Raw genomic sequence first — 14,620 nt, forward strand, 5'->3', positions numbered from 1 at the left:
CGATATGACCGACAGCAATTCGCCGAAGCGCAAGACGCTAGGCATCAAGGCCGCAGGCGACACCGGCACGGCCGCGCGCAAGAGCGGCACCCGCCCCGTGCGCGTGTCCGACCTGAACCGCAAGCGCGTACAGTCCGTGGCCGAGGGCATCAAGCGCGCCCAGCAGCGTACCGGCGGCAAGGCCGGCGGGCGCCCGGCACAGGGCGAGGCGCAGGCCGGTGCCGGCGAGCCGCGCAAGCCGCGCGCGCCGCGCCCTGCTGACGGCGAACGCCAGGCGCGGCCGCGCCGCCCTGGCGATGACGAGAACCGTGGGCGCCGCTATGGCGACGATCGTGGCGAAGCGCGCCCGCGCCGCTTCGAAGGTGACGCATCGCGTCCGCCGCGCCGCTTTGGCGACGACGAGAACCGTCCGCGACGCGCTGGCGACGATCGTGGCGAAGCCCGCCCGCGCCGCTTCGAGGGCGGCGAATCGCGCCCGCCGCGCCGCTTTGGTGACGACGAGAACCGTCCGCGCCGCTACGGCGACGATCGTGGCGAAGCGCGCCCGCGCCGCTTCGAGGGCGGCGAATCGCGCCCGCCGCGCCGCTTTGGTGACGACGAAAACCGTCCGCGCCGCGCTGGCGACGACCGGGGCGAGGCACGCCCTCCGCGCCGCTTCGAAGGTGGTGATGCTCGTCCGCGCCGTCCTGGCGACGATGACAATCGTCCGCGCCGTTTTGAAAGTGCCGATTCGCGCCCGCGTCGTGTCGGCGATGACGACAACCGCCCGCGCCGCTATGGCGACGACCGGGGCGAGGCACGTCCTCCGCGCCGCTTCGAAGGTGGTGATGCTCGTCCGCGCCGCCCTGGCGACGACGACAATCGTCCGCGCCGTTTTGAAGGTGGCGACGCGCGTGCCCCGCGCCGCTTTGAAGGTGCCGATTCGCGCCCGCGTCGCGTTGGCGATGAAGACAACCGCCCGCGCCGCTATGGCGACGACAAGGGCGAGGCACGTCCGCGCCGCTTCGAAGGCGACGATGCGCGCCCGCGCCACTACGGCGACGACGACAACCGTCCGCGCCGCCCCGCCCCCACCGGCGAGCGCCGCCGCGAAGGCACGGCCCCGGCACGGCGCTTCAGCGATGCCGCGGACCGCATCCGCACGGCCGGCACGCCTCGCCCGCAGGCCCCGGCCCAGCGCGCGGAAAAGCCCGCGGCCAGCCGCGACGATGCCGGCCATGACGACGGCCTGGTGCGCCTGTCCAAGCGCATGTCGGAACTCGGCCTGTGCTCGCGCCGCGAAGCCGATGAATGGATCCCGCGTGGCTGGGTGCTTGTCGATGGCAAGCCGGTGACCGAGCTGGGCTCGCGCATCCGCCCGGACGCCGAGATCGAGATCATGCAGGAAGCCCGCTCCGAACAGGGCGAGCGCGTCACGGTGCTGCTGAACAAGCCGGTGGGCTATGTCTCCGGCCAGGCCGAGGATGGCTACGAGCCGGCCGCGGTGTTGTTTACCGCCGAGAACCAGTGGGAAGGCGATCCCACGCGCAAGCGCTTTGCCCCGTGGCAGCGCAAGAGCCTGGCGCCGGCTGGCCGTCTCGATATCGATTCGACCGGGCTGCTGGTGCTGACGCAGGACGGCCGCGTGGCGCGCGCGCTGATCGGCGAGGATTCGACCGTCGAGAAGGAATACCTGGTGCGGGTGGTGTGGCATTCGCCGCAGGGTGTGGTCGAGCGCAATATCAGTGGGGAATTCCCTGCGGACGATCTCGAGCTGCTGCGCCATGGCCTTTCGCTGGATGGCGTGCCGCTGAAGCCGGCGAAGGTGAGCTGGCAGAACGAGGAACAGTTGCGCTTTGTGCTGCGCGAGGGCCGCAAGCGCCAGATCCGGCGGATGTGCGAACAGGTCGGGCTGGAAGTGGTTGGCCTGAAGCGCGTGCGGATGGGGCGCGTGGTGCTGGGGGATCTGCCGCCGGGCAAGTGGAGGTTCCTGGGGCAGTTTGAGAAGTTCTGAGCCTGAAGAAGTCCTGATGAAAAGGGCGGCCATTGTGGCCGCCCTTTTTTGCTTTCTGCCGGTTTGAGAAACGCTGGTGGTCAATCGTCGCTATTCGGCGGCAGCTCCGGGAACAAGATTTCGGTAAACCCAAACTTCGTGAAATCCTTGATCCGCATCGGATAAAGAATCCCCTGCAGGTGGTCGCACTCATGCTGCACCACCCGCGCATGGAAGCCTTCCGCCACGCGCTCCAGGTGGTTGCCCATCAGGTCATAACCACTGTACTTCAGCCGCAAGTGCCGCGGCACCACGCCCCGCAGCCCCGGCACCGACAGGCACCCTTCCCACCCGTCTTCCATCTCCTCCGACTGCATCTCCAGCACCGGATTGATCAGCACCGTCTTGGGCACCGTCGGCGCATCCGGATAGCGCGGATTGCGGTCGAAGCCGAAGATCACGACCTGCAGCCCCACGCCGATCTGCGGTGCCGCCAGGCCCGCGCCGTTGGCGTGGTCCATGGTGTCGAACATGTCGTCGATCAGCGTGCGCAGCTCAGGCGTATTGAAGCGCTCCACCGGCCGTGCCACCTGCAGCAGGCGCGGATCGCCCATCTTGAGAATCTCGCGGATCATGGCTGTTTTCCCCGGTTAATCCTGTGCGGGCGCGGCACCCGCCTGCGCCAGCAAGGCCAGCATGCCGGCCTCGTCCAGCACCGGCACGCCCAGCGCCTCGGCCTTGTCCAACTTGCTGCCGGCCTCGGCGCCGGCGACCACGTAGTCGGTCTTCTTTGAAACCGAACCCGCCACCTTGGCGCCCGCGGCCTCCAGCATTTCCTTGGCGTCCTCGCGCGACAGATTGGGCAGCGTGCCGGTCAGCACGAAGGTCTTGCCCGACAGCGGCGCGGGGGCTTTCGCCACCGGCTCGCTTTCCGGCCAGTGTACGCCTGCGGCGCGCAGCTGTTCGATGACCTCGACGTTGTGCGGTTCGGCCAGGAAGTGCGCGATCGACTGCGCCACCACCGGGCCCACGTCGTTCACTTCCAGCAGTGCCGCCTCATCGGCGGCCATCAGCGCGTCGAGCTTGCCGAAATGCTTCGCGAGATCCTTGGCCGTGGCCTCGCCCACATGGCGGATGCCGAGTGCGAAGATGAAGCGGTTCATGGTGGTCTCGCGCGACTTGTCGATCGCCGTCACCAGGTTGGCCGCGGACTTGTCGGCCATGCGCTCCAGCGCCGCCAGCTTGGCCACGCCCAGCTTGTACAGGTCGGCGGGCGTGCGCACGATGCCCTGGTCGACCAGCTGCTCGACCAGCTTGTCGCCGAGGCCTTCAATATCCATCGCGCGCCGCTGCGCGAAATGCAGCAGCGACTGCTTGCGCTGCGCCGCGCAGATCAGCCCGCCGGTGCAGCGGGCAATGGCCTCGTCTTCCAGCTTTTCGATATGCGAGCCGCACACCGGGCACGCGGTCGGCATCACGAAGGCGCGCGCATCGTCGGGCCGGCGCTCGGTCACCACGGCGACCACTTCCGGGATCACGTCGCCGGCGCGGCGCACGATCACGGTGTCGCCGATATGCACGTCCTTGCGGCGGATCTCGTCCTCGTTGTGCAGCGTGGCGTTGGTCACCGTGACGCCACCGACAAATACCGGCTTGAGCCGCGCCACCGGCGTGATCGCACCGGTACGCCCGACCTGCACCTCGATATCCTCGACGATGGTGGTCATCTCCTGCGCCGGGAACTTGTGCGCCAGCGCAAAGCGCGGTGCGCGCGAGACAAAGCCCAGGCGGTCCTGCTCGGCCAGCGCATTGACCTTGTAGACCACGCCGTCGATGTCGTACGGCAGGTCGTCGCGGCGCTTGCCGATATCGCGGTAGAACTCCAGCAGCCCCTGCGCGCCCTTCACCACCGCGCGCTCCTTGCACACCGGCAGGCCCAGCGCGGCAAAGCCGTCGAGCATGGCGCCATGCGTAGGGGGACGGTCGACGCCGTGCAGCTCGCCCAGCCCGTAGGCGAAGAACGACAGCGGCCGCTTCGCGGTAATGCGCGGATCGAGCTGGCGCAGGCTGCCGGCGGCGGCATTGCGCGGGTTGACGAAGGTCTTCTCGCCGGCTTCGGCCTGGCGTTCGTTGAGCTTGTCGAAGTCGCGGCGGTACATGAAGACCTCGCCGCGCACTTCCAGCACCGCGGGCGCCTGGCCGCGCAGCTTCAGCGGGATCGCCTTGATGGTGCGCACGTTGACGGTGACGTCCTCGCCAGTCTCGCCGTCGCCGCGCGTGGCGGCCTGCACCAGGCGGCCGTCTTCATAGCGCAGCGACATGGCCAGGCCATCGAACTTCAGTTCGCAGTGGTACTCGACTGCGTCGGCGGCGCTGAACAGGTCCTGCTCGCCGGCCGCGGGCGCGGTGCGGCCCAGGCCTTGCGCGCAGCGGCGGTCGAAATTCAGCACATCCGCGTCGTCGAAGCCGTTGTTCAGCGACAGCATCGGCACGCGGTGGCGCACCGCGTTGAAGGCGGCCAGCGGCTCACCACCAACGCGCTGCGTCGGCGAATCGGGCGTCTGCAGTTCGGGATGCTCAAGCTCCAGCGCCTGCAGCTCGCTGAACAGCGCATCGTATTCCGCATCGGGAATGGTCGGCGCGTCCAGCACATAGTACTGGTGGCTGTGGCGATCGATCTCATCGCGCAGCCAGGCCACGCGTTTGGCAGCGGCTGCGGGCGACAAGCCGCCGGCGGGCGCGGAGGCTTCCGCCTGCGCGCCGCGGTGTTTTGCGGTCATGGCAGGCTCCGGCTAGACGCTGAACAGGCGCAGCGCCACCGGCGATCCGGCCGACATGCCGCGCGCTTCCAGCTTGTTGTACAGCGTTTCAAGCTGGTTGAAGATGGCAACGAACGAGGTCTCCGTCAGCGGCCGCATGTTGTCATCCACCAACTGGGCGCCCATGCGCTGGGCCAGCGTGTAGCCGTACTCGCATACCGTTTTGAACGGCTTGGCGCCCTGGTCGGCCAGCGGCACGTCGAGCAGCAGCGTAATCTGGCGGCCAGCCTTGACGGTCAGGTCGTCGCGCAGGAAGTTGGTATCGCCGAACTGCAGCGTAAACAGCGGGCGCTGCACGCCTTCGGCATTGGCCTGGTAGCGGATAAAGCGCGTGCCGTCGCGCGACAGCACCAGTCCGTCCTGCGTGGCCACGTTCTGCACATAGGCGGCCGACCACGGCGCGCCGTCGGAGATCACGTTGACGCCGAGCTGCACGTCGCAGCCGGCGGCAAAGGCGTCGAGCTCGCGCGCGTTGGCCACGGTCTCGGTCATGTCGGGAAGGTCGGCGGAGGCGTCGAGCGACTCGGCCAGCGATTCGACCGCGGTGATGAATTCCGAGAACTCCAGCGCATTGAGCGGGCCGCCGCGGTTGGCAAGCTGCGCGCCGACCTGCAGGTCTTCGTACTGGTGGCCGGCGGTTACCGGCTCCCACGCATTGGCTTCGGCGCGCAGGCCCTCGATATGGACCTGCTTGGTGCCGGCGCGGCGCAGCCGGCCGGTCAGCGGCAGGATGCGGTCGCCCGAAGCCTTGCGCTCCAGGTGCAGCGGCACGATGCAGTCGATCAGCGGATCGATCAAGGCCGGCGTGGGCTGGCCGTCGGGCACGGCGGCCACCGGTGCGGGCGCGGGAGCCGGTGCAGGCACCGGGGCCGGGGCCCCTTCCTGCTTCACTCCCTGCTTCGCTTCCTGCTTCACCTCGAGTTCCGCTTCGTCCGCGGCGGCATCGCGCTGCGGCATGCTGGCGGCGACTGCCACTTCCTCGGCAACAGCCTCGTCGGCATCGGCCGTGCCGGCAGCCGCCGCAGCCGCGACGGCGGCCGTGGCCGCGTTGTTGGCATCGCTTGCCCGGGCCGACGAGGTCAGCGTCGGCTCGCGCCGCTCGGCCTGTTCAGCGCTGGCTTCATGCAGGCGCGCCGCGGTCTCCGGCGTGGTGCCATGGCCGACCACCGGCTCGCGCATCGGCGGCAGGTCGTCTTCCGGGCTCAGTTCGCGCGGGCGGCGTGCCTTGCGGATCTGCCACTGGTTGTAGCCGAACAGCAGCGCCAGGAAAACCAGGCCCGCGACGATCAGCGCGGTCTGCAGGTCCATGTTCAGGTTCATGCTGCCTCCGCCATCGAAACCGCCGCGTCCATATCCACGGCCACGATACGCGAAACGCCCTGCTCCTGCATGGTCACGCCAATGAGTTGATGAGCCATTTCCATGGCGATCTTGTTATGTGAGATGAAAACGAATTGAGTCTTGTCCGACATGCGCGCCACCATATTGGCGTAGCGCTCGGTGTTGGCGTCGTCCAGCGGCGCATCCACCTCGTCCAGCAGGCAGAACGGCGCCGGGTTGAGCTGGAACATGGCAAACACCAGCGCGATCGCGGTCAGCGCCTTCTCGCCGCCCGACAGCAGGTGGATGGTCGAGTTCTTCTTGCCCGGGGGCTGCGCCATCACCTGCACGCCGGCGTCGAGGATTTCTTCGCCGGTCATGATCAGGCGCGCCTGGCCGCCACCGAACAGCGACGGGAACAGCTCGCCGAAATGATGGTTGACCTGGTCGAAGGTGCCCTGCAGCAGCGCACGGGTTTCCTGGTCGATCTTGGCGATCGCGTCGTCCAGCGTACTGATGGCGTCGTTCAGGTCGGCCGACTGCGCATCGAGGAAGGTCTTGCGCTCGCGCGCCGCCGCCAGCTCGTCGAGCGCGGCCATGTTGACCGGGCCGAGCGCGTTGATGGCGTTATTGATGCGCGTGACCTCGCCCTGCAGGTACGACGGCTTCAGGTCGCCGGTCAGCTTGTCGGCCAGCGCGGCCTCGTCCACCTCGGCCGTGGTCAGTTGCTCGCTGAACTGCTCCTGGTTCAGGCGCGCGGCCTGTTCCTTGAGCTGCAGTTCAGTGATGCGGTCGCGCAGGGGCTGCAGGCTGCGCTCGGCGGCCAGGCGCTGTTCGTCGTGCTGGCGCAGCTGTGCCGACAGCGCGTCCAGTTCGGTGCGCGCGATGGTGAGCTTTTCTTCCTTCTCGGCGCGCCGCTCCAGCGCTTCCTGCAGCCCGGTGTGCGCGGTCTGCTCGTTGATGGTCTCCAGCTCGGCGCGAGCGTTTTCCAGCGACTCGGCGATGCGTTCGGCCTGGTCTGCCGCGACCTGGATGTTGCGGCGCAGCTCGTCGATGCGGCTCGACAGGTTGCGCTCGGCAAAGAGCGCTTCCTGCGCGGCGCGCTCGAGGTCGCGCAGCTGATGGCGCGCGCCGGACAGCTTGCTGTCCAGCGCCTCGAAGGCCATCTGCTGGTCTTCATGCGTGGCCTGCATCTCGGCCAGCGCGGCGTCATGCTGCTCGAAGCTGGCTTCGGATTCGGCGCGGATGGCGCGCTGTTCTTCGATCTGCGCGTGGATTTCGTCCAGCTCCTCGCGGATCTGGCCGCTGCGGGCGGAGTAGCGCTCCATCGCCTGCGACAGCTTGAGCACGTCCATCTGCAGCGCATGCACGCGGCGCGTGGCCTGCTCGGCGCGCGTGCGCGCCTCGCTCAGCGACTGGCTGGCCTGGGTGTAGGCGGCCTCGGCGCGAACGGCCTGGGTCTTGGCCTCGTCCGACAGCAGCACCTGCGCGCGCGCCTGCTTCTGCAGGTTCTCGATCTCCTGCTCGCGCGCCAGCATGCCGGACTGCTCGGAGTCGGCGGCGTAGATCTGGATGGCGTTGCGGCCGACCAGGTGGCCATCGGCCACGACGAACGACGCGCCGTCGGGCAGCGTGTTGCGCGCGGCCAGTGCCTGCGCCATGTCGGTGGCGACGTAGATATCGGCCAGCCAGTCCTGCATCACCGCACGGATGCCCGGCTCGGTGATCTGCACCAGCGACATCAGCGGGCGCAGGCCTGCCGGCGTTTCCAGCGGACGGGCCGCGGGCGGCGGCGAGTAGAACGCCAGCTTGGCCGGCGGCGCGTCGGACAGGAAGGCCTTGACCCAGTCCAGGTTCGACACTTCCAGCGCGTTCAGCTTCTCGCGCAGCACCGATTCGAGCGCGTTTTCCCAGCCTGGCTCGATATGGACCTTCTTCCACAGGCGCGGCAGCTCGGCCAGGCCGTGCTTGGCCAGCCACGGCTGCACCTTGCCGTCGGTCTGCACGTTTTCCTGCAGCTGACGCAGCGCCTGCAGGCGGGCCTCCAGCGAGGCGATCGCGGCGGCTTCGCTGTGCACGCGCGCCTGCCCGGCGCGGCGCTCTTCGTCCAGGCGCGGCACGCTTTCTTCGGCGTCGGCCAGCACTGCCTGCGCTTCCTCAACCAGCGCTTCCTGCTCGGCCAGTTCGGCGCGGGCCTGCTCCAGGCGGGTTTCGTCCGGGCGGTCCAGGCCTTTTTCTTCGGCCGACAGGCGTTCGCGGCGCTGCTCGAGCTGCTGCAGCATCTGGTCGGCGCTGCGCTGCTGCGCGGCCTCCAGCTTGAGCGCCTGCTCGGCCTGCATGATGCCGGCGCGCTGCTCGTTGAGGAGTTGCTGCGCATCGCGCCACTGTGCTTCCAGCGTCGGCAGCTCGTCGTTCTTGTGGGCCACGGCCTCCTGGGCCTCGACCGTGCGGCCCTCGGCCACGGCCAGGTTTTCCTCGGCCTGCGCCAGTTCGTCGGTGGCCTGCTCAGCCTTGCCCTGCCACTGCTCGCGCTGCGCGGTCAGCGCGGCGATCTGGGCCTGCACGCGGTTGCGCGATTCCACCACGTAGCGGATCTCGGCCTCGAGCTTGCTGACCTCGGCATTGGCCTCGTACAGCGCACCCTGCGCCGCGTGCATGCCGTCGGAGGCCGCGTAATGCGCGGCGCGCATGGTTTCGAGTTCGGCCTCGACGTGGCGCAGTTGTGCGGTCTGCGCTTCCAGGTCGATCTGGGCCTGCTCGATGGCGCGCTGGTGGCGTTCCTGCTCGGCCTGTGCCTCGCGCTTGCGCAGCAGCCACAGCAGGTGCTGCTTCTCTTCGCCGTCGGCCTGCAGCGTCTTGAAGCGCTGCGCGACTTCGGCCTGGCCTTCCAGCTTTTCAAGGTTGGAGCCGAGTTCGCGCAGGATGTCCTCCACGCGGGTCAGGTTCTCGCGCGTGTCGGACAGCCGGTTCTCGGTTTCGCGGCGGCGTTCCTTGTACTTGGACACGCCCGCGGCTTCTTCCAGGAAGATGCGCATGTCATCGGGCTTGGCCTCGATGATGCGCGAGATCATGCCCTGCCCGATGATGGCGTAGGCGCGTGGGCCCAGGCCCGTGCCCAGGAAGATGTCCTGGATGTCGCGCCGGCGCACCGGCTGGTTGTTGATGTAGTAGGACGAGGTGCCGTCGCGGGTCAGCACGCGCTTGACCGCCACTTCGGCGTACTGGCTCCACTGGCCGGCGGCGCGGCCCTCGGCGTTGTCGAAGACCAGTTCCACGCTGGCCCGGCCGGCCTGCTTGCGCGCGGTCGAGCCATTGAAGATGACGTCCTGCATGGACTCGCCGCGCAGTTCCGAGGCGCGTGACTCGCCCAGCACCCAGCGCACCGCATCGATGATGTTGGATTTGCCGCAGCCGTTGGGACCGACGATGCCGACCAGTTGGCCCGGCACCTGGAAATTGGTGGGATCGACAAATGACTTGAAGCCCGCCAGCTTGATCGAGGATAGTCGCACGGTTTCTCGTGTGGTATCGGCCGCACTCGGTAACGGTATAGGTATCGCAACCGGTATCGGCCTGGTATCGGGGCTATTGCACTGTTCAGAAAGCCGGGCTGCGCGGGTGCCGGCGCGGCGTGACGCCAGCACCTCAAATTACCCCTCGGGCCCGAGAATTGGGGCTAATCATACCATCGCAAATGCCTTCGCCGGCCCGTTTGGCGGTCGCTCCGGCGTCATATGCCCCGGTGGATTTCCTTTGCTTTTCCGTCCCTTACAAGCGTTTCCGCAAGCACTTTGGCAGCCGCACGTGCCCGTGTCAGCCGCAGCGCGGGCGCGGCCGTTAGGAAACTTATTAGGGTTACTACCAGTCTCTGAACTGTTCGCGTGATTCCGGATACGCCCCCGCGAACCGCGCACCCATGAAAGTGCCCCCGAAAGCCCTGCCCCACCCGGCAACCCCCGGGCAATCCAGGAGGACCAAGCATGAGTGAACCGTCGACGGCCGCCCGGCCGTGGTCTGTCAATGACATCAACTACCACGCAATCGAAGTGGAACGTGTGCGCGGCGACCGCGACCTGTTCTATCTGCTGGTGTCGGCCTCGTTTATCGAAAGTGGCTCCGACACGTATGCCGGCAATCTCGCCATTTACTACGCCCGCGTTCCCGACGCCGCCAGCTGGCTTTCCGAGCACTGGGAAGCCGAGGAACTTCAGCACGGGCTGGCCCTGCGCCGCTATGTCGAGCATGTCTGGCCGGAATTCGACTGGGAGCGCGGCTACGCACGCTTCTTCGCCGAGTACAGCAAGACCTGCTCGATCGACCAGTTCGAGCCGACCGAGGCGCTGGAGATGGCGGCCCGCTGCGTGGTGGAAACCGGTACCGCCGCCTACTACCGCGCGCTGGAGCAGGCCAGCGACGAGCCGGTGCTGCGCGACCTGACGCGGCGCATCTCCAACGACGAAGTTCGGCACTACAAGCACTTTTATCAGTTTTTCAACCGCTTCGTGGAAGCCGAGCGGCTGGGCAAGCTGCGTGTGTTCGGCGCCCTGGCGCGCCGGCTGCTGGAGATCAAGAACGAGGATGCCGCCATCGCACTGCGCAACGTGCTGCGCATGGAACGCGGCGTCGAAGACGTGGCCGACCGGGAAGTGAAGGCGCTGAACTCCCGCGTCAGCGCCGTGATCCGCAAGAACCTGCCGATCGAGATGACCGTGAAGATGCTGCTGCGTCCGCTACACCTGCACCGCGGCGTGGAGCGGGCGGTGCGCAAGCCGCTGGTGGCGGTGGTGTCGCGGGTGATGCTGCACTGAGCGGACGTTCCGCGGTCAGCCGCCGCGCGCCTGCCGGGCCTCATAGGCTTTCAGGTGGCTGTACGCGACCTGCAGCAGAGACAGCGGGCCGCCCTGCCGCGGCGCCCCGCGCGCGATCAGGTCGCCGAGGATGTGGTCGGCTTCGGTGCGGGAGCGGTTTTCGACGTCGCGCAGCATCGAGGCGGTCAGCGGCGACGGCGTCAGCAGCATCTGGCCGGCGCGCGCGTCGAAATCCGGCGACGTCGGGAAGCCGTTGTACTGCGCCACGGCACGGCAGTCGGCCAACATGCCCTCAATGACGCGCCTGCCGTCCGGCGTGCCAAGGATGTCGCCGATGGCCGCGCGCATCAGGCAGGTGCTGGCTGCCAGCGTGGCCAGGAAGATCCACTTCTCCCACATGCGCGGCATGATCTGGATGCTGGTCGACGCATCGAAGCCGGCATTGCCAAGCGCCACCGCAATCGCCTGCATACGCGGCGACAAGCCGCCCTCCAGCTCACCAAAGGTCAGGCCGTGCGTGTCGTTGAGATGGACGATCTCGCCTTCGGGATTCAGCGTGGCAGCGATCATGCACAGGCCGCCCATCACCTTGTCGTTACCAAACCGTTGCCTCAGCACATCGATGTGGCGCATGCCGTTCAGTAGCGGGACGATCGCTGTCGACGGGCCGACGGCGGGCGCCAGCGATGCAATGGCATCGTCCAGGCTGTAGGCCTTGCAGCTCAGCAGGACCAGGTCGAAGGGTTGCGCAATCGCATTGGTAAGGACAGTCCTGACCTCCTTCAGGGTGAGGTCGCCGCGGGGACTCCTGATGACCAGTCCCTTGCTCTGCAGCGCCTGCGCCCGATGCGGCCTGACCAGAAAGGTCACGTCGCGCCCGGCTGCGGCAAGCCGCCCGCCGAAATAACCGCCCACCGCCCCTGCGCCGACGATCAGAATTCGCATGATTTCTCCCTGTAATGGCATGGCGCCGCCGATGCATCGTGCGCGCACCGATGGCGCGATATGGACGGACTCTAGCAAGAATCCTTGCCCGGCATCGAACCTCGCCGCCAGTTCGCGCCGGATGCTCAACGCATGCACGGTAGTACGCATCATCAGCCGGCTGCGTCCGCGGCATCACGTGCTCCCGCACAAAATGTCCGTTGCGCTTTGCATTGCGCAGCCTGCGTACTATGCTTCAGCGACAACTAATAGTGCCCTGCTGCGCCTTCAATGTCCGGGGGGACTACAAGAGAGAGCGCTCCGCACGGCGCGCTCGGGGCGGGAAACATCATGTGTTTCTTTCTTCGCAAAGCTTGCTGCATGCAACTGGCAGTGCTCGGCCTGCTCAGCGTTCCCACCTTTGCCTACGAAGTCGCCCCGGTCAGCGGCGGCGGCACGATCGAAGGCAAGGTCACCTTCCAGGGCACCGTCCCAATCCGCAAGATCATCCCCACCAAGGACCGCGAAGTCTGCGGCAGCCCGCGCGACGAACCACAGGTCCGCGTGGGTGCCGGCAAGGGGGTCCAGGATGCCGTCGTGTACCTGAAGGAAGTGCCCAAGGGCAAAGCCTGGGGTGCACCCGACAAGGTACCGGTGCTCGACCAGGAGCACTGCATTTTCAAGCCTGCCGTGCAGGTGATCCGGCCCGGCAAGCTTGAAGTCACCAGTTCTGATCCGGTGCTGCACAATACCCACGGCTTCTACGGACAGCGCACGGCATTCAATCTTGCGCTGCCGGAGAAAGGGGTCAGGATCACGCGCGAACTGCCGCGGCCCGGGCTGGTCCGGGTCGAGTGCGACGCGCACGGCTGGATGCTGGCCCACATCTATGTCGCCGACAGCCCGTACTACGCGCTCACCGGCGAAGACGGCAGCTTCCGCATCGACGACATTCCACCCGGCAATTACACCCTGGTCGCCACGCAGCACTACACCGGCGACACCGAGACGCCAGTCACGGTAACCGGCGGCCAGACCGCGAAACTCTCGATCGAACTTAAAAAGAAATAGAACGTTCAGTTTTGCCGCTGCATTTTCATCATCCCCCCGGGGGCGGAGGACCGCCAGATGAACTCATTCGAACTCGAACGACGCGAGTTGCACCGGACCCTGACCGGTCCGGGCGATCGCCCGGAAGGCGCAGCAGTATGGACGCGCCGCACTTTCCTGCACCAGGCGCTGCTCAAAGGCGTTGCGGGCGCCGCCGCATGCGGGTTCTTCCCGCTCCTCAATACCCTCGACGTGGCCTACGGGCAGACTGGCCAGAACTTCCGCTTTGCCTGGGTCTCCGACACGCACCTCTATCCCAGGGAGCTCAACTCCCGCTTCGTGGAAAAGACGGTTCGCGCCTTCAAGGAAGTGCAGGCGATGAATCCGCCTGCCGACTTCATGATTTTCGGCGGCGACCTGGCGCAACTGGGCGACCCCGTCGAGCTTCAACTCGGCGCCGAACTGCTGAAGGAAGTGAAGGTCCGCAAGGTCTTCATCCCGGGCGAGCATGACTGGTACCTCGACATGGGCTCGACCTGGAACAAGACCTTCGGCAACACGCCCTGGACCTTCGACCACAAAGGCGTGCGCGTGATCGGCCTGAACACGGTCGCCGCCGCACCGGACTTCTGGACGGCACGCAAGATGACGCCGAAAGAGCGCATGGGACATATGGCCACGCTCGACGGCACGCTGGGTGGTGCCTGGTCGGCGATCGGCGAAAAGCAATTGCGCTGGCTCAACAGCACGCTGTCGAACTGGCCCAAGAGCAACCCGGTCATCCTGTTCACGCATACGCCGCTGTACGAGTACTACCCGCCGTGGAATTTCTGGATCCGCGACTGGCGCGAAGCGCATGAAATCCTCAAGCCCTACGCCAACGTCACCAACGTCCACGGCCATACGCACCAGGTGCTCTACAACGAGATCGGCAAGGTGCGCTCGATCGGCATGCTGGCCACGTCGTGGCCATGGCCCTACGCGCCGGAAGGCGTGCCGCTGCTGACCAAGCCGATGATTCGCGCCGATCCGGGCGATCACTTCGACGGCGTGGGCTGGAGCACGCTGACCATGACCCCGCAGGGACGGGTGGAGAACGAATACAAGATGTGGCGCAAGACGGTCTTCGCCGATCAGCCGGCGGATTCCGGCACTGAGGACAACCGCAACCAGGTCCTCAGCCCGCGCATCGCCGACCGGATCTAGACCGGCCAGCACCCCTGATCCGGCGCAGCAATGCGTGAGGAGCGAATGATGAAGAAAGACAAATGGCATGCCCGGGCCCTGACGGCGGGGGTAGCCGTGTTGCTGCTGCTCGGCTACGACAGCGACCAGCCGATGGCACACAAGGAACCCCACACGGCGGACCAGCTGAAAGCGTTTGAAGAGGTGTTCATGGAACAGGTGAAGGTCGGCGACCAGCTGTTCCACGGCGATCCCGGCGCGCAGAAGCAGCTGAATGTCAAGCTCTCGAACACCGGCGTGGCCTGCGCCATGTGCCACCCGTATGCGTCCGACACCCACCCGCACGAGTTTCCCAAGTTCCAGGAGCAGATGAACGAGTTCGCCACGCTGCGCGACATGATCAACTGGTGCATCGAGAAGCCCAATGAAGGCGAGAAGATCGACCCCAACGGGCCGGCGATGAAAGCGCTCGAGGCCTACATCTACTACTCGAACCGCAACAGCAAGCTCGATCCTGGCAGGCACTGAGCGATTGGCCGGCT

Annotated in this window: 10 protein-coding genes; 5 read left to right on the forward strand and 5 right to left on the reverse strand. The window is 67.0% G+C overall.

Annotated features, from left to right (window positions below):
• Positions 1-4: 4 nt before the first annotated feature.
• Complete coding sequence (locus K307_RS36515) at positions 5-1,993, forward strand: pseudouridine synthase (RefSeq protein WP_042885961.1); 1,989 nt, start codon at positions 5-7, stop codon at positions 1,991-1,993.
• Between the two features lie 80 nt (positions 1,994-2,073).
• On the opposite strand, the gene def is transcribed toward K307_RS36515, so the two are convergent.
• The 4 genes from def to smc are packed head-to-tail and all read right to left on the reverse strand — an operon-like array spanning position 2,074 to position 9,623.
• The gene (def, locus tag K307_RS36520; protein WP_042885962.1) at positions 2,074-2,607 is read right to left on the reverse strand and encodes a peptide deformylase; all 534 of its coding nucleotides are present in this window, start codon (positions 2,605-2,607) and stop codon (positions 2,074-2,076) included.
• Between the two features lie 15 nt (positions 2,608-2,622).
• A complete protein-coding gene (gene ligA / locus K307_RS36525) occupies positions 2,623-4,752 on the reverse strand; it encodes an NAD-dependent DNA ligase LigA (protein WP_042885963.1) in 2,130 nt (709 codons plus the stop codon).
• A 12-nt stretch (positions 4,753-4,764) separates the two neighbouring features.
• Complete coding sequence (locus K307_RS36530) at positions 4,765-6,111, reverse strand: cell division protein ZipA C-terminal FtsZ-binding domain-containing protein (RefSeq protein WP_042885964.1); 1,347 nt, start codon at positions 6,109-6,111, stop codon at positions 4,765-4,767.
• Positions 6,108-9,623: a chromosome segregation protein SMC gene (gene smc / locus K307_RS36535; RefSeq protein ID WP_042885966.1), complete on the reverse strand. Its 3,516-nt coding sequence runs from the start codon at positions 9,621-9,623 to the stop codon at positions 6,108-6,110. The genes K307_RS36530 and smc overlap by 4 nt, the downstream gene beginning before the upstream one ends.
• A gap of 468 nt (positions 9,624-10,091) precedes the next feature.
• On the opposite strand from smc, the gene K307_RS36540 reads away from it, so the two are divergent.
• Positions 10,092-10,919 (forward strand): ferritin-like domain-containing protein, encoded by an 828-nt coding sequence (locus K307_RS36540; RefSeq protein WP_042885967.1) that lies wholly within the window; start codon positions 10,092-10,094, stop codon positions 10,917-10,919.
• A 15-nt stretch (positions 10,920-10,934) separates the two neighbouring features.
• On the opposite strand, the gene panE is transcribed toward K307_RS36540, so the two are convergent.
• Positions 10,935-11,864 carry a 2-dehydropantoate 2-reductase gene (panE, locus tag K307_RS36545; RefSeq protein ID WP_042887876.1) on the reverse strand — a complete coding sequence of 310 codons (930 nt, stop codon included), beginning with the start codon at positions 11,862-11,864 and terminating at the stop codon, positions 10,935-10,937.
• A gap of 372 nt (positions 11,865-12,236) precedes the next feature.
• Between panE and K307_RS36550 the strand changes: the two genes are divergently transcribed.
• From K307_RS36550 to K307_RS36560, 3 genes are read left to right on the forward strand one after another with little or no spacing between them, the layout of a single operon-like run.
• A complete protein-coding gene (locus K307_RS36550; protein ID WP_230626298.1) occupies positions 12,237-12,914 on the forward strand; it encodes a carboxypeptidase regulatory-like domain-containing protein in 678 nt (225 codons plus the stop codon).
• A gap of 57 nt (positions 12,915-12,971) precedes the next feature.
• Positions 12,972-14,099 (forward strand): metallophosphoesterase family protein, encoded by a 1,128-nt coding sequence (locus tag K307_RS36555; RefSeq protein ID WP_042885968.1) that lies wholly within the window; start codon positions 12,972-12,974, stop codon positions 14,097-14,099.
• A gap of 48 nt (positions 14,100-14,147) precedes the next feature.
• Positions 14,148-14,606: a hypothetical protein gene (locus tag K307_RS36560; protein ID WP_042885970.1), complete on the forward strand. Its 459-nt coding sequence runs from the start codon at positions 14,148-14,150 to the stop codon at positions 14,604-14,606.
• Positions 14,607-14,620: the final 14 nt, after the last annotated feature.

Source organism: Cupriavidus necator A5-1, assembly GCF_000744095.1.
Lineage (GTDB): Bacteria > Pseudomonadota > Gammaproteobacteria > Burkholderiales > Burkholderiaceae > Cupriavidus > Cupriavidus necator_A.

Bases quoted from the DNA above. Each gene is read 5' to 3' on its own strand.
- K307_RS36515 (WP_042885961.1), top strand. From the start codon at position 5: ATGACCGACAGCAATTCGCCGAAGCGCAAGACGCTAGGCATCAAGGCC.
- def (WP_042885962.1), bottom strand. From the start codon at position 2,607: ATGATCCGCGAGATTCTCAAGATGGGCGATCCGCGCCTGCTGCAGGTG.
- ligA (WP_042885963.1), bottom strand. From the start codon at position 4,752: ATGACCGCAAAACACCGCGGCGCGCAGGCGGAAGCCTCCGCGCCCGCC.
- K307_RS36530 (WP_042885964.1), bottom strand. From the start codon at position 6,111: ATGAACCTGAACATGGACCTGCAGACCGCGCTGATCGTCGCGGGCCTG.
- K307_RS36540 (WP_042885967.1), top strand. From the start codon at position 10,092: ATGAGTGAACCGTCGACGGCCGCCCGGCCGTGGTCTGTCAATGACATC.
- panE (WP_042887876.1), bottom strand. From the start codon at position 11,864: ATGCGAATTCTGATCGTCGGCGCAGGGGCGGTGGGCGGTTATTTCGGC.
- K307_RS36555 (WP_042885968.1), top strand. From the start codon at position 12,972: ATGAACTCATTCGAACTCGAACGACGCGAGTTGCACCGGACCCTGACC.
- K307_RS36560 (WP_042885970.1), top strand. From the start codon at position 14,148: ATGAAGAAAGACAAATGGCATGCCCGGGCCCTGACGGCGGGGGTAGCC.